The sequence below is a fragment of the Streptomyces sp. NBC_00341 genome, assembly GCF_041435055.1.
GTDB lineage: Bacteria > Actinomycetota > Actinomycetes > Streptomycetales > Streptomycetaceae > Streptomyces.
On sequence record NZ_CP108002.1, the window covers coordinates 6,487,889 to 6,508,853 of the forward strand.

Consider the following 20,965-nt stretch of genomic DNA (forward strand, 5'->3'; position numbering starts at 1 on the left):
GGGGCGGATCGTGTCAAAGGACACAGCCCACCCCCGTTTGACTACTTTAACTGCCGTATGGCAATACCGACTTGCGCCTACTTGAGCCGTGCCATCAAAGCGTGCTCCACCAGCGTGATCAGACCGCTCTTGGCGTCACCGCGGTGCCGGGCGTCGGTCGTGATGATCGGGGTGTCCGGTCCGATCTGGAGTGCTTCGCGGACTTCGTCGGGGGTGTAGGGCTGGTGTCCGTCGAAGCCGTTGAGGGCGATGACGAAGGGGAGGCCGCTGTTCTCGAAGTAGTCGACGGCGGGGAAGCAGTCGGCGAGGCGGCGGGTGTCGACGAGTACGACGGCGCCGATGGCGCCGCGTACGAGGTCGTCCCACATGAACCAGAAGCGGTCCTGGCCGGGTGTACCGAAGAGGTACAGGATCAGGTCCTGGTCCAGGGTGATGCGTCCGAAGTCCATGGCCACCGTCGTGGTGGTCTTGCCTCCGGTGTGTGTGAGGTCGTCGATGCCCGCGGACGCGGACGTCATCACGGCTTCGGTGCGCAGCGGATTGATCTCCGAAACAGCACCGACAAACGTGGTCTTACCCACGCCGAACCCGCCTGCCACCACGATCTTCGCCGAGGTGGTGGCACGGGCGGCACCGCCACTAGAGCTTGCGAAGTCCACTGAGCACCCTTTCGAGCAGTGTCACATCCGGCGCGCCGCCGGCCTCTCCGTTGCCCGGCTGGTGGATGGCCACCATGCCGGCTTCCGCCAGGTCCGCGACGAGGATCCGGGCCACGCCGAGCGGCATAGACAGCAGGGCCGACACCTCGGCCACCGACTTGACCTCGCGGCACAGGTGGCAGATCCGCTGGTGCTCGGGGAGCAGCGTTCCCAGGTGCGCGGGGTCGGCCGTGGTGCTGACCAGGGCCTCTATCGCTAGCTGGTAGCGCGGTCGGGTCCGGCCGCCGGTCATGGCGTACGGACGAACCAGCGGCTGGTCGCCTTCACCTTCGTACGACGCGTGGTTCAGCGCGCCGTACGGATCGGGTGAGGCGGGTGGCGGGGTCATGAATCCTCCGGGCGTGACAGCAGGATGTCGGCTTGCCGTCGGAAGGGGCCGGTGGGGGGCTGTAAGCGGCCGGACGGGCGAGGGTTGATTGCAATACCTGGGGTAATCGTCTGTGTCACCGATTCACGGCCGCCTAGTGGAGCAGGCTGCCCTGGAGCTCGGCGCGGAGGTCCGGGGTGAGCACGGTGCCCGCCCGGTCGACCAGAAGCGCCATTTCGTACCCGACCAGACCGATGTCGGCGTCCGGATGGGCGAGTACGGCAAGGGAGGAACCGTCGGAGACGGACATCAGGAAGAGGAACCCGCGTTCCATCTCCACCACGGTCTGGCTGACGGCGCCGCCTTCGAAGATCCGGGAGGCCCCCGCGGTCAGCGAGGTCAGACCGGAGGCGACAGCCGCCAGCTGGTCGGCGCGGTCGCGCGGGAATCCTTCGGACATCGCCAGCAGCAGGCCATCCGCGGAGACCACCACCGTGTGCGACACCCCGGGGGTGTTGTCCACGAAGTTGGTGATCAGCCAGTTCAGATTCTGCGCGGCCTGACTCATCGGGCTCAACTAACGCTCCTGCTGGTGAGTGGGGCCGATGGGGAAACTGCCGGTCGACTGGCCGTTGTTGGCCTGACGCCCCTGCTGGATGCCCCGGCGGAGATTGGTAAGACGCCCGCGCACATCATCGGGCGCACGCGAGACCTGGGGACCGGACTGGTGATTCTGCTGCTGGGCGGTGCCCGGCACCAGATTGGCACGCGGTACCCGGCGAGGCAGACCGGAAGTGGTAATTCCGCCTGCTGCGGGCTTCTTCACCCGCTCCGCCTGCCGGACGAGTTCGTCGTTCGGCGAGGCGCGCCAGGAGCTCGTGACGCCGTTGGTGTCGCCCGGTCCGCGCTGCGGAGCGGGACGCTCTTCGGCGGGCTGCTGCTGAGGGAAGCCGGACGGCTGCGGCGCGGCGGGCTGCGGCTGGTTCGGCTGCTGCCCGTACTGCTGGCCTTGCTGCTGCTGCCCGTTCTGCTGCTGGCCGTTCTGCTGCGGACCGTGGAACCAGTTGGTCTCCAGCGTGTCGTACAGCGGCGTACGGCCGTCGCCGGGCCCGGAGGCCGGCGGAAGCGCCTCGGGCTGCTGCGGCTGCTGCGGCAGGGCCGGCCTGTACTGCGGGTCCTGCGGCGCGGCGGGCGGGCGCGGAGCACCGAAGTCCTCGTTGCCCCGGTCGCGCCGGACCGGTCCGGGCTGTCCCTGTCCCAGGCCCTGGCCCTGCCCCTGGTCCTGCGGCTGGCCGAAGTCGGGGCGCGGGAACTGCGCGGTGCTCGCCGGGTCCGGCGTCTGCGCACCCGGAGCGGGCGCCGAGAAGTCCGGGCGGGCGAACTCCGAGGTGGAGCCCGGTCCCTGCCGGTCGTCCATCGGGCGGCGAGGAGTGAGCGGCGGCGGGCTCAGCGGCCGCTGGAACTGGTTGGTGGACTCGGGCTCCTCGTGGCCCCGGGGGGCGTCGAGGGGGGAGCGCTGCTGGGGTGCGGACTGCTCCTGGGAGCCCCAGCTGGTGGCCTGTGGGCGCTGCGGAGCGGGGAATCCCCTGTCCGGCGCGGCCGGTGCGGGGTTGCCACCGGGCAGCTCCGCACGCGGACCGCCGACCGGGGGCAGCTGGCGGCCGTTCTCGCCCGGACCGCCGGGCTGCTGGAAGCCGCCGCCCTGGCCTGCCGGGTTCTGCCGGCCGGGGCCGCTGCCGGGGCCGTTCTGCTCCGGACGCCGCTGACCGAACAGGCTGCCCTGACCCGAGTCCGTACGCCCGGCGCTGTCGCCCTGGCCGCGGGCGCCCAGCCGGGCACCGCCACCGAAGGCGCCGGAGAGGCCGCCGCCCTGACGCGGCGGCTCCTGACGTGAGCCGTCCTGCGGCTGCCGGGCCTGCGGGCCGGTGCCGGAGAGCCCGGCGCTCTGGAAGCCGGAGCTCTGCTGACCGGGCCGGCCGTTCGGCGCCCCCGGTCCGTTCTGGCCGGGCTGTCCCGGCTGGCCCTGCGGGTTCTGGGACCTGGCGGCGGTGTCCCGGGCGGGCAGCGCGGCGCGCGGACCGGAGCCCGCACCGACCTGACCGCGGGTGGCACCCGGACCGGCCGGGAGCCGGCCGCCGGGCGCCGACGGAGCGCTGTCGAGACCGGGGCGCGGCGCGGGTCCGCCGCCGGCGAGCAGGCCGCCGGGAGCGGGCTGCTGGCCCTGGGCCTGCTTCGGCACCGGCATCTTGCCGCCGTGCGCGACATCGACGGGGAGCATGACCAGCGCGGTCGTGCCCCCGGAGTCGGAGGGCCGGAGCTGAATGCGGATGCCGTGACGCAGGGACAGCCGGCCGACCACGAACAGACCCATGCGGCGGGAGACCGAGACGTCCACGGTGGGCGGCGAGGCGAGCCGCTCGTTGATCGCCGCGAGGTCCTCCGGGGAGAGGCCGATACCCGTGTCGTGGATCTCGACGAGCACCCGGCCGTCGGGCAGCGCGTGACCGGTGACCCGGACCTTGGTCTGCGGCGAGGAGAACGACGTGGCGTTCTCCAGCAGCTCGGCGAGGAGGTGCACGAGGTCGTTGACGACCCGGCCGGCGACCTCGGTGGCGGGCACCGCGGCCAGTTCGATGCGCTCGTACTGCTCCACCTCGGAGGCAGCGGCACGGAGCACGTCGACCAGCGGCACCGGACGGGTCCACCGGCGGCCCGGCTCCTCGCCCGCGAGGACGAGGAGGTTCTCGCCGTTACGGCGCATACGGGTCGCGAGGTGGTCGAGCTTGAAGAGCGAGGACAGCTGGTCCGGGTCGGCCTCGCGCGACTCCAGCTCGGAGATGAGCGAGAGCTGACGCTGGATGAGGCCCTGCGAACGACGCGAGAGGTTGGTGAACATCGCGTTGACGTTGCCCCGGAGGAGGGCCTGCTCGGCCGCGAGCCGGACGGCCTCGCGGTGCACGTCGTCGAAGGCCGCGGCGACCTTGCCGATCTCGTCACGGGAGTGCACACCGACGGACTCGACCGAGGTGTCGACGTCCTGCGGGTCGGCCTCGGAGAGCTGCTTGACGAGCTCCGGCAGCCGGTCCTGGGCGACGCGGGTGGCCGTGTCCTGGAGCCGGCGCAGCGAGCGGATCATCGACCGGGCGACGACGAAGGCGCCGACCAGCGAGACACCGAGCACCAGCAGGATGAGCGCACCGGAGATGATCGCCTCGCGCTGGGACTCGTCGCGCAGTTCGCGCGCCTTGCCCTCCATGTCGCTGAGGAGCGTCTCCTCGATCTGCTTCATGGCCTGGATCTTGGTGGAGTCCTGGTCGTACCAGTCGAGGTACGAACGCCGGGCCGTCCCGGTCATGCTGGTCGGGCTGTCGAGCACCTTCTTGGCGTAGGTGTCGGCGGCCTTGATCTCCGGGTTGCCCTCGTCGAGCGTGGCGGTCAGCTCGGCCGCGCTGTTGCCGGTGGTCGTGTAGATCAGCTCGAACGAGCGACGCGCCAGCTCTTCCTTGCGCAGCGCCGCCAGGCCGAACTGGCGGTCGTTCGAATCGAGCTTCGGCTGCTTGTCGTTGCCGCCCGGCAGCGCGGCGGCGATGATCGCGCGCTGGACGGAGGCGTACTCCTTGGCGGAGGAGAAGGCCGCCAGGGCGCGGGTCCGCTTGATCATCTCGGGGCTGCTGGTGGCCTGCGCCATGTCCTGCGAGAGGCTCAGCAGCGAGGTGATCAGCTGGCTGTACGCGTCGACGGTCTGCAGGCTCGGCGTGCCGCTGGCGAACGCCTGCTTGCGGATGTCTCGGATGCCGCCCAGCTGCGAGGCGATCTGCTGGACGCTGGAGTGGATGCTCTCCAGCGCCTCGTCGCCCTCGGTGTCGCCGATGTCGTTCGTCGCGTCGAAGAAGGCCTTCTTGGCCCGGTCGGTCTTCTTCCGGGGCTCGGTGACCTTGAAGTCGTCGGCCGGCACTCCGTTGGACAGCGGGCCGGCCGACCGGTCGCGCTCCTCCTGGAGCGCCTGGGCCAGCGAGGTCGCCTGCTTGGTCATCTGGGTCAGCAGCTGCATGTGCTCCAGCTGCTGGATGTCGTTCATGGAGTCGTTGATGCGGAGGCCACCCAGGGTGGTCGCCGCGACCACGGGGAGGGCGAGCAGGGAGACCAGGCGCGTGCTGATGCGCCAGTTGCGCAGAGCTACCCGCGATCCGGTGTTGACCGGGCCCTGAGGCTTCGGTGACGCGAGCGGATCGGTGTTGTCGCCCGCCGGTGAGCCGGAGCGCTTGGCACGGTCTGTGGTGTCGCCGGCCGCTGCCGGTCCGGGGTTCTGGGCGTGCTGGGGCGAGGAGCCGCGGTCGGTCCCGCCGCGCGGCTCCTGTTCAGCCGCTGCGCTGCCATCCCTCTTGAAACGTCCCTGCACTAGCGTCGCAACCTCTGGACCAGGCGTTCCCCCCGTCGTGGACGGATGGAACGGTGTCGGCGTCGTGGGGCGTTGTACCGCCCCATGGTGGTCGTGAGTGACCGGCGTTCTTCCCCTTCCCGCCGCCACTCGGATCGGCGCTGCATTGCGCCCCCTGCGCGCCGGCCTGAAACCTGCGGCGGTGCGTGGAATTCCAGCACAGTGCAGGATCTCCAACAAGGGCCAGGTACCGGGCTGTGACCTGGGTGACACGTTGTGATGGCGGCGTAACAAGCCGTGGAGCCGGTTCGCTGCCAAACCGGACTATTGAGGGTGAATCAGGTGAGGGTAAGCGGTGTCCCAGACGACATGATCAGGAGCGGAATGGCTCATTCAGTGATGCAATGTCGGGTTTGACCGGTCGGATCGACCGCCCGGATTGAACTAATTGTCGGGTCACTGGTGAGCAAACTCACATGATGATCGTCGTCTCTTCCGGGCTCCGGGAGGGAATTGGATGTTTAGCCTGACGCTTTACAGGGATGGCAGAACCGACAACCGGCGCCCCTCCGGGCGGCGCCCCCGACGACAGGGTCCGAACGGCAGATGAAGACGACGATGATGTTCCGCAACATTGCCAACCCCCGGCGCACGACGCTGGCGCACCTCAAGGACGCCGAAGCGCTGCAGACGCCGGAGCGGCCGGAGCACGCGCTCGACCTGCCGACGCAGACGGCCAACCCCCGCCGCACGATCCTCATGGTCGCCCCCGAGGCCGCCACCGCCGCCGCGGAGTAATACGCGCGGCCTCTCCCCCTCACCCGCGTTAGCCTGGAGCGTCAGTCTTCAAGCAACCCAGCAAGTGAGGGGCCACAGCTTCCCGTGCGCATCGCCAGGTTCTCCATCGACGGCAATGTCGCCTTCGGCGCCGTCGAGGGCGACGGGCCCGATGGTCTCGTCCTCGACATCATCAAGGGCATCCCGTACGCCGAGTTCGAGCTCTCCGGGACCAAGGTCCCGCTGAACAAGGTCCGGCTGCTGCCGCCCGTGCTCCCCAACAAGGTCGTGGCCATCGGCCGCAACTACGCGGAGCACGCCGCGGAACTCGGCAACGAGGTCCCCGACGTCCCCGTCGCCTTCTTCAAGCCCACCACCTCGGTGATCGGCTCCGGCGACGCCATCGAGTACCCCTCGTTCTCCGACGATCTGCACCACGAGGCCGAACTGGCCGTGGTCATCGGCCGGATGTGCCGCGAAGTGCCGCGCGAACGGGTCAAGGACGTCATCTTCGGCTACACCTGCGCCAACGACGTCACCGCGCGTGACGCCCAGAAGCGCGAGAAGCAGTGGGCCAGGGCCAAGGGCTTCGACACCTCCTGCCCGCTCGGCCCCTGGGTGGAGACCGACCTCGACCCCGGCGACCTCGCCATCCAGGCCACGGTCAACGGCGAGCAACGCCAACTGGGCCGGACGAGCGAGATGATCCGCTCCATCGAGGACCTGGTCGTCCACATCACGGAAGCCATGACGCTGCTCCCGGGCGACGTGATCCTCACCGGAACCCCCGCAGGGGTCGGCCCCCTGCACGTCGGCGACGAGGTCGCCGTCACCATCGAAGGCATCGGCACTCTCACCAACAAGGTGATCAAGCGTGGTTAACGCCCCCGTCCGTGTACGTTTCTGTCCCTCCCCGACCGGCAACCCCCACGTGGGCCTGGTGCGGACGGCTCTCTTCAACTGGGCCTTCGCCCGCCACCACCAGGGCACCCTGGTCTTCCGCATCGAGGACACCGACGCGGCGCGCGACTCGGAGGAGTCGTACGAGCAGCTCCTCGACTCGATGCGCTGGCTCGGCCTCGACTGGGACGAGGGCCCCGGGATCGGCGGCCCGCACGCCCCGTACCGCCAGTCGCAGCGGATGGACATCTACCAGGACGTCGCCGGGAAGCTCCTCGCGGCCGGCCACGCGTACCACTGCTACTGCACGACCGAGGAGCTCGACACCCGCCGCGACGCCGCCCGCGCCGCCGGCAAGCCGTCCGGCTACGACGGCCACTGCCGCGACCTGAGCGCGGAGCAGAAGGCCGCGTACGAGGCCGAGGGCCGCACCTCGATCGTCCGCTTCCGGATGCCCGACGAGGCGATCACCTTCACCGACCTGGTCCGCGGCGACATCACCGTCCAGCCGGAGAACGTGCCGGACTACGGCATCGTCCGCGCCAACGGCGCCCCGCTCTACACGCTGGTCAACCCGGTCGACGACGCGCTGATGGAGATCACCCACGTCCTGCGCGGCGAGGACCTGCTCTCCTCCACCCCGCGCCAGATCGCCCTGTACCGGGCGCTCATCGAGTTGGGCGTCGCCAAGCAGACCCCCGCGTTCGGGCACCTGCCGTACGTCATGGGCGAGGGCAACAAGAAGCTCTCCAAGCGCGACCCGCAGGCCTCGCTCAACCTCTACCGCGAGCGCGGCTTCCTGCCCGAGGGGCTGCTCAACTACCTCTCGCTGCTCGGCTGGTCGATCGCCGAGGACCGCGACATCTTCGACATCGACGAGATGGTCGCCGCCTTCGACATCGAGGACGTCAACGCCAACCCGGCCCGCTTCGACCTCAAGAAGTGCGAGCACGTCAACGCCGAGCACATCCGCCGGCTCGACGTGAAGACCTTCACCGAGGCCTGCGGCCCCTGGCTGAAGGCGCCGTTCGCCCCCTGGGCCCCGGAGGCCTTCGACGCGGACCTGTTCGCGGCGATCGCCCCGCACGCCCAGACCCGCGTCACGGTCCTCTCCGAGATCACGGCCAACGTCGACTTCCTCTTCCTCGACGAGCCCGCGACCGACGAGGCGTCCTGGACCAAGGCGATGAAGGAGGGCTCCGACGCCCTGCTCGTGACGGCCCGCGCCAAGCTGGCCGACGCCGAGTGGAACGCGGACGCGCTGAAGAGCGCCATCCTCGCCGCCGGTGAGGAGCACGGCCTGAAGCTCGGCAAGGCGCAGGCCCCGGTCCGCGTCGCCGTCACCGGCCGCACGGTCGGCCTGCCGCTCTTCGAGTCCCTGGAGATCCTGGGCCGCGAGAAGACCCTGGCCCGGGTGGACGCCGCACTGGCGAAGCTGACCGCCTGACCGCCCGAGCAGTTCGCGGATCACGCGAGCCGGCTCCTCACCCGCTACTGGTGCTTGGCCACCCGCAGCAGGTGAAGGGCCGGCTCCGGCAGTTCGTGGCCCTTGGGCCAGACCGCGTGCAGGACGCGTTGCAGCCGGACGGCCGGGGTGACCTCGACCTCGACCAGGCGGCCCGACGCCACGTCCTCGCGCACGGCGAGCTCGGAGAGGACGGCCGGAGCCAGCCCCCGGGCCGCAGCACTGCGCAGCGGGGCGGTGGAGCCGAGCTCAATGACCGGCACGGCGACGCCGTCGTACGCGCGCAGCGCCCGCTCCAGCGTCTCCCGGGTACCGGAGCCCGCCTCGCGCAGCAGCAGCGGGGTGTCGGCCAGCTCGCGTCCGGTCAGGGCGCTGCGGCGGCGGGTCCAGGGGTGACCGGGGGCCACCACGACCGCGAGCCGGTCACGCCCCACCGCCGATCGGTGCAGATCGTCGGGGACCCGGGGCCCCTCGATGAACCCCAGATCGCAGCCCCCGCGCCGCAGTGCCTCGACCACGCCCCAGCTGTTGGTCACCGTCAGTCCGACGTGGGCGTCCGGGGCGCTCTCCCGCAGGGTGACGAGCCAGCCGGGCATCAGCTCCTCCGCGATGGTCAGGCTGGCGGCGACCCGCAGCCGGCTGTCCTGCCGGGAGCGCAGCGCGGCGGCCCCCTCGACCAGCGCGGTGGCCCCTTCGAGCACCGTCCGCGCCCAGTCGGTCACCACCGCTCCGGCCGGGGTCAGCCGGGAACCCGCGGTGGAGCGGTCCAGGAGCTGCAGCCCGAGACGGCGTTCCAGCGTACGCATCCGGGCACTGGCCGACGGCTGGCTGATGAGCAGCCGCGCCGCCGCCCGGCCCAGGCTGCCGGTCTCCGCCACGCTGACGAGCAGCTGCAGCGACTGCAGATCGGGCAGCGGGAGCTGCCCGACGTCCCGGTCGCTGTCGCGCCCACTCATAGGAAAACCCTCATAGGGCAACCCTATGACCTGGGCTCCGGTTCGTGTCTACCGGGCGGCGGGGAACCCGACCACGCTGGTGATCATGACTCTGGACACCGAACACTCCTGGTCGCCGCCCGTGCGACAGCCGGCGAAGCCGTCATCCGGGGGCGACGGGTCCACGCCGGGTCCGGTGCGCCGCAACGCCCCCGGCCTCGCGCTGGCCGGCATCGGGCTCGGGCTGGCCGAGGGGGTGCACGCCCTGCTGCCCGCCGTGCCGATGCTGACGGCGGCGGTGGTGCTCGGAGTCGTGGCGGCGCACCTTCCCGGCGTGCGGCCGTTCGTGCGCGGCGGGGGCCGGGCGGGACTCTCGACGGCCGGGAAGCGGCTGATGCGCGCCGGCATCGTGCTGCTCGGGCTGAAGCTCAGCGTCGGAGACGTCCTCGGGCTCGGCTGGGCGACCGTGGCCATGGTGTTCGGCGTCGTCCTGGTGGCTTTCTTCGGCATCTGGTGGCTCGGCCGGAAGCTCGGGCTGCCCGGCGACCAGCCGCTGCTGATCGCCACCGGCTACTCGATCTGCGGCGCCTCCGCGATCAGCGCGGTCAGCGGCGCGCTCGGCAAGGAGGACGACGACGAGCGGCTCGCGGCCGACGTGGCGACCTCGGTCGCGCTGGTCACCCTGTGCGGGACCCTCGCCATCGCCGTACTGCCGCTGCTGCACCATCCGCTGGGCCTGGACACCGTCCAGTTCGGCCGCTGGGTGGGCGCGGGCGTGCACGACGTCGGCCAGGTCGTGGCCACCGCGCAGACGGCCGGGCCGACCGCGCTCGGTGAGGCCGTGCTGGTCAAGCTGATCAGGGTGGCGATGCTCGCACCGCTGGTCGCCGGGGTCGCCGTGGCCTACGGCCGACGGGCGCGCGGAGCGGCCGGTGACCGGCGGCAGGCGGACGGGCACCGCCCGGCCGTGGTGCCGCTGTTCCTGATCGGCTTCCTGGCGATGACGGCCCTGCGCAGCACGGGTCTGCTGCCCGCCGGAGTGCTCGACGCCGCGGCCACCGCGCAGGAACTGCTGCTGGCCGCCGCGCTCTTCGGCCTCGGCACCGCGGTCCACCTGCCGACGCTCGCCCGCTCCGGAGCCAGGACCGCGGTTCTCGGCCTCGCCTCCTGGGTGGTCATCGCGGCGGCGAGCTACGGCGGCGTCCTGCTCACCACCTGACGTGGACACCATCGCGGGGGCAGCGACGCCGGCCCGGCGGGCGGTAGCGTGGCCGTATGCCGATCCGAGCAGTGCTCTGGGACATCGACGACACGATCTTCGACTACACGGGCGCCGACCGCGTCGGCATGCGCAGGCATCTGGAGCACGAGGGTCTGCCCGACGGATACGCGTCCGCCGAGGGGGCCCTCGACGCGTGGCGGGCGATCACCGATGTGCAGTGGGAGCGTTTCGCCGCGGGGGAGACCGACTTCCAGGGGCAGCGGCGCGAGCGGGTGCGCGTATTCCTGGGGCGGCCGCTCACGGACGCGGAGGCCGATCAGTGGTTCGCCCGGCACGTGGGTCATTACGAGGCCGCCTGGTCGCTCTTCCCCGACGCCGTGCCGGCATTGGACCTGCTCGCCGATGGCTACCGTCATGCCGTGCTGTCGAACTCCAGCATCATCAACCAGGACCGGAAGCTCCGCGTTCTCGGTGTGCGCGACCGCTTCGAGGCCGTGGTGTGCGCCGTCGAACTGGGCATCTCCAAGCCGGAGGCGGGGGCGTTCCACGCCGCCGTCGAGGCCCTCGGGCTGGAGCCGCAGGAGGTCGCGTACGTGGGCGACCACCCCGACATCGACGCGTCCGGTGCGGTGGCGGCGGGGCTGAGCGGCATCTGGCTGGACCGGGACGGGCGTGGCGGACGGCCCGAACTGGCCCGGATCACCGGTCTGGATCAGCTCCCCGGCCTGTTGGCGCGCAATACCCGTTTTGGAGCGCCGGACACCTTCGGGTAATGTTCTTCCTGCGCCGCCCGAGCGGGCCGAAAGATCCGGTCGGGAAGCGCACACGGAAATAAGACCCACCAAGGGTTGCGTTTCAGTGGGCTATGGTGTAATTGGCAACACTACGGTTTCTGGTACCGTCATTCTAGGTTCGAGTCCTGGTAGCCCAGCGCAGAGCTTCATCTGTACAACACGCCCCCGTTGTGTAGCGGCCTAGCACGCTGCCCTCTCACGGCAGTAGCGCCGGTTCGAATCCGGTCGGGGGTACAGATCCTTCCCGCGAGAACATCTGGGTCGCACCCACGCTCTCGATGCAGGATCGCTAGGGCCCCCGTTGTGTAGCGGCCTAGCACGCTGCCCTCTCACGGCAGTAGCGCCGGTTCGAATCCGGTCGGGGGTACTTGTAACACCATGGGCTATGGTGTAATTGGCAACACTACGGTTTCTGGTACCGTCATTCTAGGTTCGAGTCCTGGTAGCCCAGCGTAAGACAAGCAAATCGCAGGACACAGGCCCCCGTTGTGTAGCGGCCTAGCACGCTGCCCTCTCACGGCAGTAGCGCCGGTTCGAATCCGGTCGGGGGTACAGCAGAGCAACAGACAGAAGGCCCCTCACTCCGGTGAGGGGCCTTCTGCTTGTGCGTGCCCCGAACACGTACGGTTCAGAGCCCGAACCGCCGGGCGGGACTTCTCCTCCACCTCGGTGGGATATACGTCTCCATCATGTCCAGCTCCCGGACCGCCACTTGATGCATCAGTCGCGCGTTGCTCCGCCAAGTAGTCGCCCTCGCAGGGATGTCCGAGGCGGATGAGCGTGGCCAGTGACGCCACCACGGACCGGTGGACGGGGGAGAGCGAACCGGTCTCCTGGGCGGTCGTCCACCCCAACCGGTCCAGGAGCCGGTCGACTTCGGCCCGGGTCCCGCCGGCACGTGGGGCTGTGGCACGAGGCGTACGTGGTGCCCGAGGGCGGCTACGAGTCCATCTACGCGGATATGCCGGCGTCCGGACTGGCCGCGGCGACCGGGTCACTGCCGGTCGAGAGCCGGGGGCGCCGGGCGGCGGACCGCTTCGCGCACCGTTCACCGGCGAAGTCAGGTGAACCGGGGTGAAGCCGGGTGAAGTCGGCAGAAGCCGGGCGAGGCGAGGTGGAGCGAGAGATGACGTGAGGTTCTGAAGGGGCCGCCACGACGCTGGGGCGGCCGGTGCCGAAGGAGAACGGGGCGGTCCGGCTCAGCCGGTGCGGCGCAGCGCTTCGCTCAGCCGGGCGGCCGAGTCGATGATGGCCTGGGCGTGCATCCGGCCCGGGTGACGGGTCAGCCGCTCGATCGGCCCGGAGACCGAGACCGCCGCGACCACCCGGTTCGAGGGGCCGCGTACCGGTGCGGAGACCGAGGCGACGCCCGGTTCCCGCTCGCCGATCGACTGGGCCCAGCCCCGGCGCCGTACGCCGGAGAGCGCCGTCGCGGTGAAGCGGGCGCCCTGGAGGCCCCGGTGCAGGCGCTCCGGTTCCTCCCAGGCCATCAGGATCTGGGCGGAGGAGCCCGCCTTCATGGTGAGCGTGGAGCCGACCGGCACGGTGTCCCGAAGGCCGGACAGTCGCTCCGCCGCCGCCACGCAGATCCGCATGTCGCCCTGCCGGCGGTAGAGCTGCGCGCTCTCCCCGGTGATGTCGCGAAGGTGGGTGAGCACCGGTCCGGCCGTGGCGAGCAGCCGGTCCTCGCCCGCCGCCGCCGCGAGTTCCGACAGCCGGGGGCCGAGAATGAAGCGGCCCTGCATGTCCCTCGCCACCATGCGGTGGTGTTCCAGTGCCACGGCCAGCCGGTGGGCCGTGGGTCGTGCGAGCCCGGTCGCCGCGACCAGCCCGGCGAGGGTGGCCGGACCGGACTCCAGGGCGCTCAATACCAGAGCTGCCTTGTCGAGAACGCCGACGCCGCTAGAGTTGTCCATACGACGATACTCGCGTCTCACTCTGTGAAACGCAAGTTCAATTTTCCGGGGAAGTTGCGAACCTGTACGGGCGGCCCCACAACGGCCCGTAGCCACCGCCCCGCACGGGGGTCCGGACGGGGGCGCACCGAATCTCTAGTTGGGCCGGCGACGACGCCGGCCGGAGGGAAAGCGATGGGTAGGACACTCGCGGAGAAGGTTTGGGACGACCATGTCGTCCGGCGCGCCGAAGGCGAGCCCGACCTCCTCTTCATCGATCTGCACCTGCTGCACGAGGTGACCAGCCCGCAGGCCTTCGACGGTCTGCGGCAGGCCGGACGCCCGGTGCGGCGCCTCGACCTCACCATCGCCACCGAGGACCACAACACCCCGACCCTCGACATCGACAAGCCGATCGCGGACCCGGTCTCCCGCGCCCAGCTGGAGACCCTGCGCAAGAACTGCGCGGACTTCGGCGTCCGGCTGCACCCGCTGGGCGACATCGAGCAGGGCGTCGTGCACGTGGTCGGCCCGCAGCTGGGGCTGACCCAGCCCGGCACCACGGTCGTCTGTGGCGATTCCCACACCTCCACGCACGGCGCGTTCGGCGCGCTGGCGTTCGGCATCGGCACCAGCCAGGTCGAGCACGTACTGGCCACCCAGACGCTGCCGCTGGCCCGCCCGAAGACGATGGCGATCACCGTCGAGGGTGAACTGCCCGACAGCGTCACCGCCAAGGACCTGATCCTCGCGATCATCGCCCGGATCGGCACCGGCGGCGGCCAGGGCTACATCCTCGAATACCGCGGCTCCGCCATCGAGAAGCTCTCGATGGAAGCCCGGATGACCATCTGCAACATGTCGATCGAGGCCGGAGCGCGGGCGGGCATGATCGCCCCCGACCGGACCACCTTCGACTACCTCCAGGGCCGCGACCACGCCCCGCAGGGCGAGGACTGGGACGCCGCGGTGGCGTACTGGGAGACGCTGCGCACCGACGACGACGCGGTCTTCGACGCCGAGGTCGTCATCGAGGCCGCCGAACTGGCGCCGTTCGTCACCTGGGGCACCAACCCCGGCCAGGGCGCACCGCTGTCGGCCAGCGTCCCCGACCCCGCTTCGTACGAGGACGCCTCGGAGCGCAACGCCGCGGAAAAGGCCCTGGAGTACATGGGGTTGACCGCAGGGCAGCCGCTGCGCGAGATCAACGTGGACACCGTCTTCGTAGGTTCCTGCACCAACGGCCGGATCGAGGACCTGCGCAACGTGGCCGCCATCATGGACGGCCGCCAGGTCGCCGACGGGGTACGGATGCTGGTCGTCCCGGGCTCCGTGCGGGTCGCCCTGCAGGCCGTCGAGGAGGGCCTGGACAAGGTCTTCAAGGCCGCCGGCGCCGAATGGCGGCACGCGGGTTGCTCGATGTGCCTCGGTATGAACCCCGACCAGCTGGCCCCCGGCGAGCGCTCCGCCTCCACCTCGAACCGTAACTTCGAGGGCCGGCAGGGCAAGGGCGGCCGTACCCACCTGGTCTCCCCGCAGGTCGCCGCCGCCACCGCCGTGCTGGGCCATCTGGCCTCGCCGGCCGACCTGTCCGACGTCCGTACGCCCGCCGGAGTCTGAGAATCATGGAAGCTTTCACCGCACACACCGGCCGGGCCGTCCCGCTGCGCCGCAGCAACGTCGACACCGACCAGATCATCCCCGCCCACTGGCTGAAAAAGGTCACCCGGGACGGCTTCGAGGACGGGCTCTTCGAGGCCTGGCGCAAGGACGAGAACTTCGTCCTCAACCGCCCGGAGCGCAAGGGTGCCTCGGTCCTGGTGGCCGGCCCCGACTTCGGTACCGGCTCGTCCCGTGAGCACGCCGTGTGGGCCCTGCAGAACTTCGGCTTCAAGGCCGTCGTCTCCTCCCGGTTCGCCGACATCTTCCGAGGCAACTCGCTGAAGAACGGGCTGTTGACCGTGGTCCTGGACCAGCAGGTCGTCGACGCCCTGTGGGAGCTGACCGAGGCCGACCCGACCGCGGAGGTCACGGTCGACCTGGAGAAGCGCCAGGTGCTCGCCGAGGGCATCACGGCCGACTTCGAGCTCGACGAGAACGCCCGCTGGCGGCTGCTGAACGGGCTGGACGACATCAGCCTCACCCTGCGAGACGAACCGGACATCGCGGCCTACGAGGCGACCAGGCCCGCCCACAAGCCACGTACAATTCAGGCCTGAGCAGCGCCTTTCCCGTACTGCGCCCCCTACCTTCTGGTAGGGGGCGCAGTCGCTTGTTGAGACCCCGTCGGGCGACAACTCGCCCCAGATGGCACAATCGGTGCATGGAACGCGACAGCCAACTCAAGCTTTACGGCCAAGTCGCCGACCAATTGAAGGAAGCGCACTCGCGAGTGCGTGCACTGCAAGTCCCGGAGAGCGTACGGATGGCGCTGTCCCGGAAGCTGCTGGTCGTCACGGCCGCGGCGAAGCACGATCTACCGGATGCGGCAAGGCGTCTGGACCGGTTGATGAAGGACCTCGATGAGGGCCGATTCCCCGAAGGTGACTGACTCTGCGGAACTGCGCAGCGGTCGACTTCGTTGCGGCACTAGGGTGATTAGCCCGTTTCGTGTTTGATTTGCGGTATATATCTGCCTAACGTGCGAAAAAGGCTTGAACACTTTCGTTCTGGCTATGTCTCCGAAGGGGAAGACGTGAACAAGGCGCAGCTCGTAGAAGCGATTGCCGACAAGGTCGGCGGCCGACAGCAGGCCGCGGACGCCGTCGATGCGGTGCTCGACGCGATCGTTCGTGCGGTTGTCGCAGGTGACCGTGTTTCGGTCACCGGCTTCGGCTCGTTCGAGAAGGTCGACCGCCCGGCCCGCTACGCCCGCAACCCGCAGACGGGTGAGCGGGTGCGGGTCAAGAAGACGTCAGTGCCCCGTTTCCGTGCGGGACAGGGCTTCAAGGACCTGGTGAGCGGCTCGAAGAAGCTCCCCAAGAACGATGTGGCAGTGAAGAAGGCGCCCAAGGGCAGCCTCTCGGGCGGTTCTTCCACCCGTACGACGGCCAAGGCCGCCGCCAAGAAGGCCACCGCGAAGAAGGCCGTGGCGAAGAAGGCCACCGCCAAGAAGGCCGTGGCACCGGCGAAGAAGGCCACCGCCACCGCCAAGAAGGCGACCGCGACGAAGACGTCCGCGGCGGCGAAGAAGACCACGGCGGCCGCGAAGAAGGCGACCCCCGCGGCGGCGAAGAAGACGACGACCGCCAAGAAGGCCGTCGCCAGCAAGACCGCGCCCGCCAAGAAGACCACGGCGAAGAAGGCGCCCGCGAAGAAGACCACCGCGCGCAAGACCACGGCCAAGAAGGCCACCGCACGGAAGAAGTGAGACCCAGCAGCACAGGGCTCATCACACGCGCCGGGCCGGGCTCCCCTCGGGGAGCCCGGCCCGCGGGCTGTTCGGGGTGCGGCTGAGGGCTCAGAAGGTCTGCAGCGTCACCAGGGTGATCCGCAGCCCCGCCCCCTCGCCCCGGCCCTCGATCCGTACCCGCTGGCCCGGCCGCAGCAGCCGCAGGCCGCCGGCGTCGAAGGCGCGGGCGTCGAAATCCACCGGGGTGCCGTCGTCGAGCAGCACACTGCCGGTGCGGGTCTCGGGGTCGTACGTGTACGAGGTCGCCTGCATGAACGGCAGCCTATCGGTCCATCGAGGGGACCCCGGCGGCCCAGCGCCCCGCCGTGTAGGGGCCGACCCCCAGGGCGAGCGCCGCCCGCAGATCGTCGCCGGTGTCCACGTCCTGGCGGACCGAATCGATGCCGGAGAGCGTGATTTCCGCGGCTCCCGACGCGAGGTGCCGATCCCGGGACCGGCCACCGAAATCGGGGCGCAATTCCACTCCTGGCCCAGCGGACAGAAATGTTGTTCCGATTCCCGCCGCATCGGTCACGAATGCGCGCGGAAAAGCGGCCGAAAAATCGAGCACCCGGGCCAATTCCGGGTGGCGCAGCGCCGGCAGATCCGCGTTGAGCACGGCGACCGCCGCTTTGGGCCGGGCCGCCCGCACCGCACGCTCACCGTGCGCGAGGGCCGCGTTGAGCCCGGCGGCGGGGGAGTCGGCCACGACGCGGGCGCCGAGGGCCGCCAGCGCGGCGCCCGCCGTCGCGTCGTCCGTGACTACCACCACATCCGCGACGGCCCGGCAGGCGAGCGCCGCGTACACGGTGTCCTGGGCGAAGGCCAGGGCGAGCCGGGGCCGCAACAGGGCGCCGGACGCGGGCGCCAGCCTGCTCTTGGCCCGCGCCAGCGGCTTCAACGGGACGACCAGGGACCAGCGGCCGGTCGGGTCGGTGTTCGTGGCGGTCTCCCCCTCGATGCGCATCACCGCCTATTCTCGCCTGCCGGTGCGACAACCTGGAGGGTCGGTCCCGAAGGTGAGGCGTACGGTGTTCTCGACAGAGCAGGGGCCTGGGGCGAGACTTGACCGTCGGTAGTCAGTCAGTAGAGCTCCACAGTCAGGTCCGTAGAGAAGGGTGTCCGGGTGTCCCGCCGCAGAATCGGCTTCTGGTACCGCTTTGCAGCGGTCATCGCAAAACCGCCACTGGTGGTTCTGTTCAAGCGCGACTGGCGGGGGATGGAACATATTCCGGCCGATGGCGGCTTTATAACTGCGGTCAATCACAACTCGTATCTGGACCCGCTTTCGTACGGGCACTTCCAGTACAACACCGGCCGGGTGCCGCGGCTCCTCGCGAAGGCGGGACTCTTCAAGACCCCGTTCATCGGGATGATGCTGCGGGGCACCGGCCAGATTCCCGTCTACCGCGAGACGACCAACGCGCTGGACGCCTTCCGGGCCGCCGTCGCCGCCATCGAGCGCGGTGAGTGCGTCGCCTTCTACCCGGAGGGCACCCTCACCCGCGACCCCGAGATGTGGCCGATGGGCGGCAAGACCGGCGCCGCCCGCGTCGCGTTGATGACCCGGGCCCCGGTCATCCCCGTCGCCCAGTGGGGCGCCAACCTGGCGATGCCGCCCTACGCCACGGACAAGAAGCTGCGGCTCTTCCCCCGAAAGACCCTCCAGGTCCAGGCCGGTCCGCCGGTAGACCTCTCGCGCTTCTACGACAAGGAGCCGACGCCCGACGTCCTGCGCGAGGCGACCGAGGTCATCATGCTCGCGATCACCGAGCAGCTGGCGGACGTACGCGGGCTGCCGGCCCCCGCAGAGCTCTACGACCACCGAAAGGCCCGCGCCGAACAGCGGCGCAAGTCCGAACGAGAGGGACCCAAGTGACGCACCCCGTAAAAGCAGCCGTCTTCGGAACCGGCTCATGGGGTACGGCCTTCAGCATGGTCCTGGCCGACGCGGGCTGCGAGGTCACCCTCTGGGGACGCCGCGCCGAGGTCGCCGAGACCATCAACACGACCCGTACCAACCCCGACTACCTGCCGGGCATCGAACTCCCCGCATCGGTCCGGGCCACCACCGACGCGGCACAGGCTCTGCGCGGCGCCGACTTCGCGGTGCTCGTCGTGCCCTCCCAGACGCTGCGCGCCAACCTCGCGGCCTGGGCCCCGCACCTGGAGTCCAAGACGGTACTGGTCTCCATGATGAAGGGCGTCGAACTCGGCACCGCGAAGCTGATGAGCGAGGTCATCGAGGACGTCACCGGGGTCGGCGCCGACCGCGTCGCCGTCATCACCGGGCCCAACCTCGCCAGGCCGATCGCCGAACGCCGCCCCGCCGCGGCTGTCGTCGCCTGCCAGGACGAGTCGGTGGCCCGCCGCCTCCAGGCCGCCTGCCACACCTCGTACTTCCGCCCCTACACCAACACCGACGTGGTCGGCTGCGAGCTCGGCGGCGCCGTCAAGAACGTCATCGGGCTGGCCGTCGGCATCTCGGACGGCATGGGGCTGGGGGACAACGCCAAGGGCTCGCTCATCACCCGCGGCCTGGCCGAGACCACCCGGCTCGGCCACGCGATGGGCGCCGACCCGCTGACCTTCTCCGGACTGGCCGGTCTCGGCGACCTGGTGGCGACCTGCTCGTCGCCGCTCTCGCGCAACCACACCTTCGGCATCAACCTCGGCCGGGGCATGACCCTTCAGGAGACCATCGCGGTCACCAAGCAGACCGCGGAGGGCGTCAAGTCCTGCGAATCGGTGCTCGATCTGGCCCGCCGGCACGGCGTGGAGATGCCGCTGACCGAGACGGTCGTCGGCATCGTCCACGAGGGAAAGCCCCCGATGGTCGCCCTCAAGGAGCTCATGTCGCGCAGCGCCAAGGCCGAGCGGCACTGAGGCCGGCGCTCCTCCTGCGGGCCGGGTTCACCCGCCGGGCGGCACCGGTGGCGCTGACTCGACCCGTACCAGCAGGTACGCTCATCGCGATATGAGCAGCGAGAACCTCCCCCAGAGCACGGAGCAGCAGCTCCGCAAGCCGCGTGTGGCCGTCGTGTTCGGCGGCCGCAGCTCCGAACACGGCATTTCGGTGGTCACGGCCGGTGCCGTCCTGAACGCCATCGACCGGACGAAGTACGACGTCCTGCCGATCGGCATCACGACGGACGGCCGCTGGGCGCTCACCGCCGACGAACCCGAACGCATGGCCATCACGGACCGGAAGATGCCGGACGTGGCCCAGCTCGCCGAGTCCGACGAGGGCGGCGTGGTGCTCTCCGTCGATCCCGGCAGCCGCGAAGTGGTCTACAGCGAACCCGGCGCGGTACCCAAGGCGCTCGGCGAGGTCGACGTCGTCTTCCCCGTCCTGCACGGCCCCTACGGTGAGGACGGCACGCTCCAGGGCCTCCTGGAGCTCTCCGGGGTGCCGTACGTCGGCGCCGGAGTCCTCGCCTCCGCGGTCGGCCAGGACAAGGAGTACATGAAGCGCGTCTTCACCTCCTTCGGTCTGCCCGTCGGCCCGTACGTCGTCGTACGCCCCCGCGAGTGGGACCAGGATCAGCAGGCCGCCCGCAAGCGCATCGTGGAGTTCGCCGGTGACCACGGCTGGCCGCTCTTCGTGAAGCCGGCCAGGGCCGGCTCCTCCATCGGCATCACCAAGGTCGAGGACGCCTCCGGCCTGGACGAGGCGATCGAGGAGGCCCGCCGCCACGACCCCAAGTTCCTCGTCGAGTCACTTCTGCGCGGCCGTGAGATCGAGTGCGGGGTGCTGGAGTTCGAGGACGGGCCCCGGGCCAGCGCGCCGGCCGAGATCCCGCCGGTCACCTCGCACGACTTCTACGACTTCGAGGCCAAGTACATCGACGCGGCGCCCGGCATCGTGCCTGCCCCGCTCACCGAGGACCAGACCGCGGAGGTCCAGCGGCTCGCCGTCGAGGCCTTCGAAGCGGCGTCCTGCGAGGGACTGGTGCGCGCCGACTTCTTCCTCACGGAGGACGGCGGCTTCGTCATCAACGAGATCAACACCCTGCCGGGCTTCACCCCCATCTCCATGTACCCGCGCATGTGGCAGGAGAGCGGGGTCGATTACCCGCAGCTGGTCGACCGGCTCATCCAGGCGGCGCTGAACCGGCCGACCGGGCTGCGCTGAGACCGTCACCACACGGCCGAGGGCGTGCGCTCCGCACCGGAGCGCAC

General features: G+C 70.3%; 20 protein-coding genes, 5 tRNA genes and 1 pseudogene. 18 read left to right on the forward strand and 8 right to left on the reverse strand.

Annotation, left to right across the window (positions count from 1 at the left end; all coding sequences use genetic code 11):
* Nucleotides 1-77 precede the first annotated feature (77 nt).
* The 4 genes from OG892_RS29275 to OG892_RS29290 all read right to left on the reverse strand — a co-directional run bounded on the left by OG892_RS29275 (nt 78) and on the right by OG892_RS29290 (nt 5,425).
* Nucleotides 78-659 carry an ATP/GTP-binding protein gene (locus OG892_RS29275; protein ID WP_073738725.1) on the reverse strand — a complete coding sequence of 194 codons (582 nt, stop codon included), beginning with the start codon at nt 657-659 and terminating at the stop codon, nt 78-80.
* Nucleotides 640-1,047 (reverse strand): DUF742 domain-containing protein, encoded by a 408-nt coding sequence (locus tag OG892_RS29280; RefSeq protein WP_073738726.1) that lies wholly within the window; start codon nt 1,045-1,047, stop codon nt 640-642. The genes OG892_RS29275 and OG892_RS29280 overlap by 20 nt, the downstream gene beginning before the upstream one ends.
* A gap of 133 nt (nt 1,048-1,180) precedes the next feature.
* Complete coding sequence (locus OG892_RS29285) at nt 1,181-1,594, reverse strand: roadblock/LC7 domain-containing protein (protein ID WP_024495006.1); 414 nt, start codon at nt 1,592-1,594, stop codon at nt 1,181-1,183.
* Between the two features lie 9 nt (nt 1,595-1,603).
* Nucleotides 1,604-5,425 carry a nitrate- and nitrite sensing domain-containing protein gene (locus tag OG892_RS29290; RefSeq protein WP_371630700.1) on the reverse strand — a complete coding sequence of 1,274 codons (3,822 nt, stop codon included), beginning with the start codon at nt 5,423-5,425 and terminating at the stop codon, nt 1,604-1,606.
* A gap of 585 nt (nt 5,426-6,010) precedes the next feature.
* Here OG892_RS29290 and OG892_RS29295 point away from each other — a divergent pair.
* The 3 genes from OG892_RS29295 to gltX all read left to right on the forward strand — a co-directional run bounded on the left by OG892_RS29295 (nt 6,011) and on the right by gltX (nt 8,528).
* On the forward strand, nt 6,011-6,202 hold the full coding sequence (locus tag OG892_RS29295; RefSeq protein ID WP_327339223.1) for a hypothetical protein: 192 nt from the start codon (nt 6,011-6,013) through the stop codon (nt 6,200-6,202).
* An 84-nt stretch (nt 6,203-6,286) separates the two neighbouring features.
* Nucleotides 6,287-7,063 carry a fumarylacetoacetate hydrolase family protein gene (locus OG892_RS29300; protein WP_327339224.1) on the forward strand — a complete coding sequence of 259 codons (777 nt, stop codon included), beginning with the start codon at nt 6,287-6,289 and terminating at the stop codon, nt 7,061-7,063.
* Complete coding sequence (gltX, locus tag OG892_RS29305; protein WP_371630701.1) at nt 7,056-8,528, forward strand: glutamate--tRNA ligase; 1,473 nt, start codon at nt 7,056-7,058, stop codon at nt 8,526-8,528. Before OG892_RS29300 ends, gltX begins: the two co-directional genes overlap by 8 nt.
* A 44-nt stretch (nt 8,529-8,572) precedes the next feature.
* Here gltX and OG892_RS29310 read toward each other — a convergent pair whose 3' ends face one another.
* A complete protein-coding gene (locus tag OG892_RS29310; protein WP_371630702.1) occupies nt 8,573-9,502 on the reverse strand; it encodes a LysR substrate-binding domain-containing protein in 930 nt (309 codons plus the stop codon).
* 85 nt (nt 9,503-9,587) lie between these two features.
* Between OG892_RS29310 and OG892_RS29315 the strand changes: the two genes are divergently transcribed.
* The 8 genes and pseudogenes from OG892_RS29315 to OG892_RS29350 all read left to right on the forward strand — a co-directional run.
* Complete coding sequence (locus tag OG892_RS29315; protein WP_371630703.1) at nt 9,588-10,700, forward strand: YeiH family protein; 1,113 nt, start codon at nt 9,588-9,590, stop codon at nt 10,698-10,700.
* Nucleotides 10,701-10,756: 56 nt separating this feature from the next.
* Nucleotides 10,757-11,476, forward strand: a complete 720-nt coding sequence (locus tag OG892_RS29320; protein ID WP_371630704.1) for an HAD family hydrolase — start codon at nt 10,757-10,759, stop codon at nt 11,474-11,476.
* An 86-nt stretch (nt 11,477-11,562) separates the two neighbouring features.
* A tRNA-Gln gene (locus OG892_RS29325) sits at nt 11,563-11,634 on the forward strand.
* A gap of 24 nt (nt 11,635-11,658) precedes the next feature.
* Nucleotides 11,659-11,731 (forward strand) — tRNA-Glu (locus OG892_RS29330).
* Between the two features lie 60 nt (nt 11,732-11,791).
* Nucleotides 11,792-11,864 (forward strand) — tRNA-Glu (locus tag OG892_RS29335).
* Nucleotides 11,865-11,876: 12 nt separating this feature from the next.
* Nucleotides 11,877-11,948, forward strand: a tRNA-Gln gene (locus OG892_RS29340).
* A 28-nt stretch (nt 11,949-11,976) separates the two neighbouring features.
* Nucleotides 11,977-12,049: transfer RNA gene (locus OG892_RS29345), tRNA-Glu, on the forward strand.
* A gap of 334 nt (nt 12,050-12,383) precedes the next feature.
* Nucleotides 12,384-12,575, forward strand: a pseudogene (locus OG892_RS29350) (monooxygenase family protein); the annotation flags it as partial.
* Nucleotides 12,576-12,696: 121 nt separating this feature from the next.
* Here the strand turns inward: OG892_RS29350 and ndgR are convergent.
* Nucleotides 12,697-13,413, reverse strand: coding sequence for an IclR family transcriptional regulator NdgR (gene ndgR, locus OG892_RS29355; protein ID WP_024490257.1), 717 nt, complete (start codon nt 13,411-13,413; stop codon nt 12,697-12,699).
* A gap of 174 nt (nt 13,414-13,587) precedes the next feature.
* Here ndgR and leuC point away from each other — a divergent pair, with 174 nt between their 5' ends.
* The 4 genes from leuC (at nt 13,588) to OG892_RS29375 (ending at nt 16,762) form a co-directional block, all read left to right on the forward strand.
* Nucleotides 13,588-15,012 (forward strand): 3-isopropylmalate dehydratase large subunit, encoded by a 1,425-nt coding sequence (leuC, locus tag OG892_RS29360; RefSeq protein WP_073738733.1) that lies wholly within the window; start codon nt 13,588-13,590, stop codon nt 15,010-15,012.
* 5 nt (nt 15,013-15,017) lie between these two features.
* Nucleotides 15,018-15,611, forward strand: a complete 594-nt coding sequence (gene leuD / locus OG892_RS29365) for a 3-isopropylmalate dehydratase small subunit (RefSeq protein ID WP_073738734.1) — start codon at nt 15,018-15,020, stop codon at nt 15,609-15,611.
* Between the two features lie 104 nt (nt 15,612-15,715).
* Nucleotides 15,716-15,943: a hypothetical protein gene (locus tag OG892_RS29370; RefSeq protein WP_024490260.1), complete on the forward strand. Its 228-nt coding sequence runs from the start codon at nt 15,716-15,718 to the stop codon at nt 15,941-15,943.
* Nucleotides 15,944-16,087: 144 nt separating this feature from the next.
* The gene (locus tag OG892_RS29375; protein WP_073738735.1) at nt 16,088-16,762 is read left to right on the forward strand and encodes an HU family DNA-binding protein; all 675 of its coding nucleotides are present in this window, start codon (nt 16,088-16,090) and stop codon (nt 16,760-16,762) included.
* 90 nt (nt 16,763-16,852) lie between these two features.
* Here OG892_RS29375 and OG892_RS29380 read toward each other — a convergent pair whose 3' ends face one another.
* On the reverse strand, nt 16,853-17,056 hold the full coding sequence (locus OG892_RS29380; RefSeq protein ID WP_073738736.1) for a hypothetical protein: 204 nt from the start codon (nt 17,054-17,056) through the stop codon (nt 16,853-16,855).
* A 10-nt stretch (nt 17,057-17,066) separates the two neighbouring features.
* On the reverse strand, nt 17,067-17,750 hold the full coding sequence (gene cofC / locus OG892_RS29385; RefSeq protein WP_073738737.1) for a 2-phospho-L-lactate guanylyltransferase: 684 nt from the start codon (nt 17,748-17,750) through the stop codon (nt 17,067-17,069).
* A gap of 159 nt (nt 17,751-17,909) precedes the next feature.
* On the opposite strand from cofC, the gene OG892_RS29390 reads away from it, so the two are divergent.
* From OG892_RS29390 to OG892_RS29400, 3 genes are all read left to right on the forward strand, one after another.
* Nucleotides 17,910-18,662: a 1-acyl-sn-glycerol-3-phosphate acyltransferase gene (locus OG892_RS29390; RefSeq protein WP_073738738.1), complete on the forward strand. Its 753-nt coding sequence runs from the start codon at nt 17,910-17,912 to the stop codon at nt 18,660-18,662.
* Nucleotides 18,659-19,669, forward strand: coding sequence for an NAD(P)H-dependent glycerol-3-phosphate dehydrogenase (locus OG892_RS29395; RefSeq protein ID WP_073738739.1), 1,011 nt, complete (start codon nt 18,659-18,661; stop codon nt 19,667-19,669). Before OG892_RS29390 ends, OG892_RS29395 begins: the two co-directional genes overlap by 4 nt.
* Before the next feature lie 91 nt (nt 19,670-19,760).
* Entirely contained in the window at nt 19,761-20,918 is a 1,158-nt protein-coding gene (locus tag OG892_RS29400; RefSeq protein WP_073738740.1) for a D-alanine--D-alanine ligase family protein, read from the forward strand.
* The last annotated feature ends 47 nt before the right edge of the window (nt 20,919-20,965 follow it).

Bases quoted from the DNA above. Each gene is read 5' to 3' on its own strand.
- OG892_RS29310 (WP_371630702.1), bottom strand. From the start codon at position 9,502: ATGAGTGGGCGCGACAGCGACCGGGACGTCGGGCAGCTCCCGCTGCCC.
- OG892_RS29370 (WP_024490260.1), top strand. From the start codon at position 15,716: ATGGAACGCGACAGCCAACTCAAGCTTTACGGCCAAGTCGCCGACCAA.
- OG892_RS29280 (WP_073738726.1), bottom strand. From the start codon at position 1,047: ATGACCCCGCCACCCGCCTCACCCGATCCGTACGGCGCGCTGAACCAC.
- leuD (WP_073738734.1), top strand. From the start codon at position 15,018: ATGGAAGCTTTCACCGCACACACCGGCCGGGCCGTCCCGCTGCGCCGC.
- cofC (WP_073738737.1), bottom strand. From the start codon at position 17,750: ATGCGCATCGAGGGGGAGACCGCCACGAACACCGACCCGACCGGCCGC.
- leuC (WP_073738733.1), top strand. From the start codon at position 13,588: ATGGGTAGGACACTCGCGGAGAAGGTTTGGGACGACCATGTCGTCCGG.
- OG892_RS29400 (WP_073738740.1), top strand. From the start codon at position 19,761: ATGAGCAGCGAGAACCTCCCCCAGAGCACGGAGCAGCAGCTCCGCAAG.
- OG892_RS29320 (WP_371630704.1), top strand. From the start codon at position 10,757: ATGCCGATCCGAGCAGTGCTCTGGGACATCGACGACACGATCTTCGAC.
- OG892_RS29295 (WP_327339223.1), top strand. From the start codon at position 6,011: ATGAAGACGACGATGATGTTCCGCAACATTGCCAACCCCCGGCGCACG.
- ndgR (WP_024490257.1), bottom strand. From the start codon at position 13,413: ATGGACAACTCTAGCGGCGTCGGCGTTCTCGACAAGGCAGCTCTGGTA.
- OG892_RS29315 (WP_371630703.1), top strand. From the start codon at position 9,588: ATGACTCTGGACACCGAACACTCCTGGTCGCCGCCCGTGCGACAGCCG.
- OG892_RS29380 (WP_073738736.1), bottom strand. From the start codon at position 17,056: ATGCAGGCGACCTCGTACACGTACGACCCCGAGACCCGCACCGGCAGT.
- OG892_RS29285 (WP_024495006.1), bottom strand. From the start codon at position 1,594: ATGAGTCAGGCCGCGCAGAATCTGAACTGGCTGATCACCAACTTCGTG.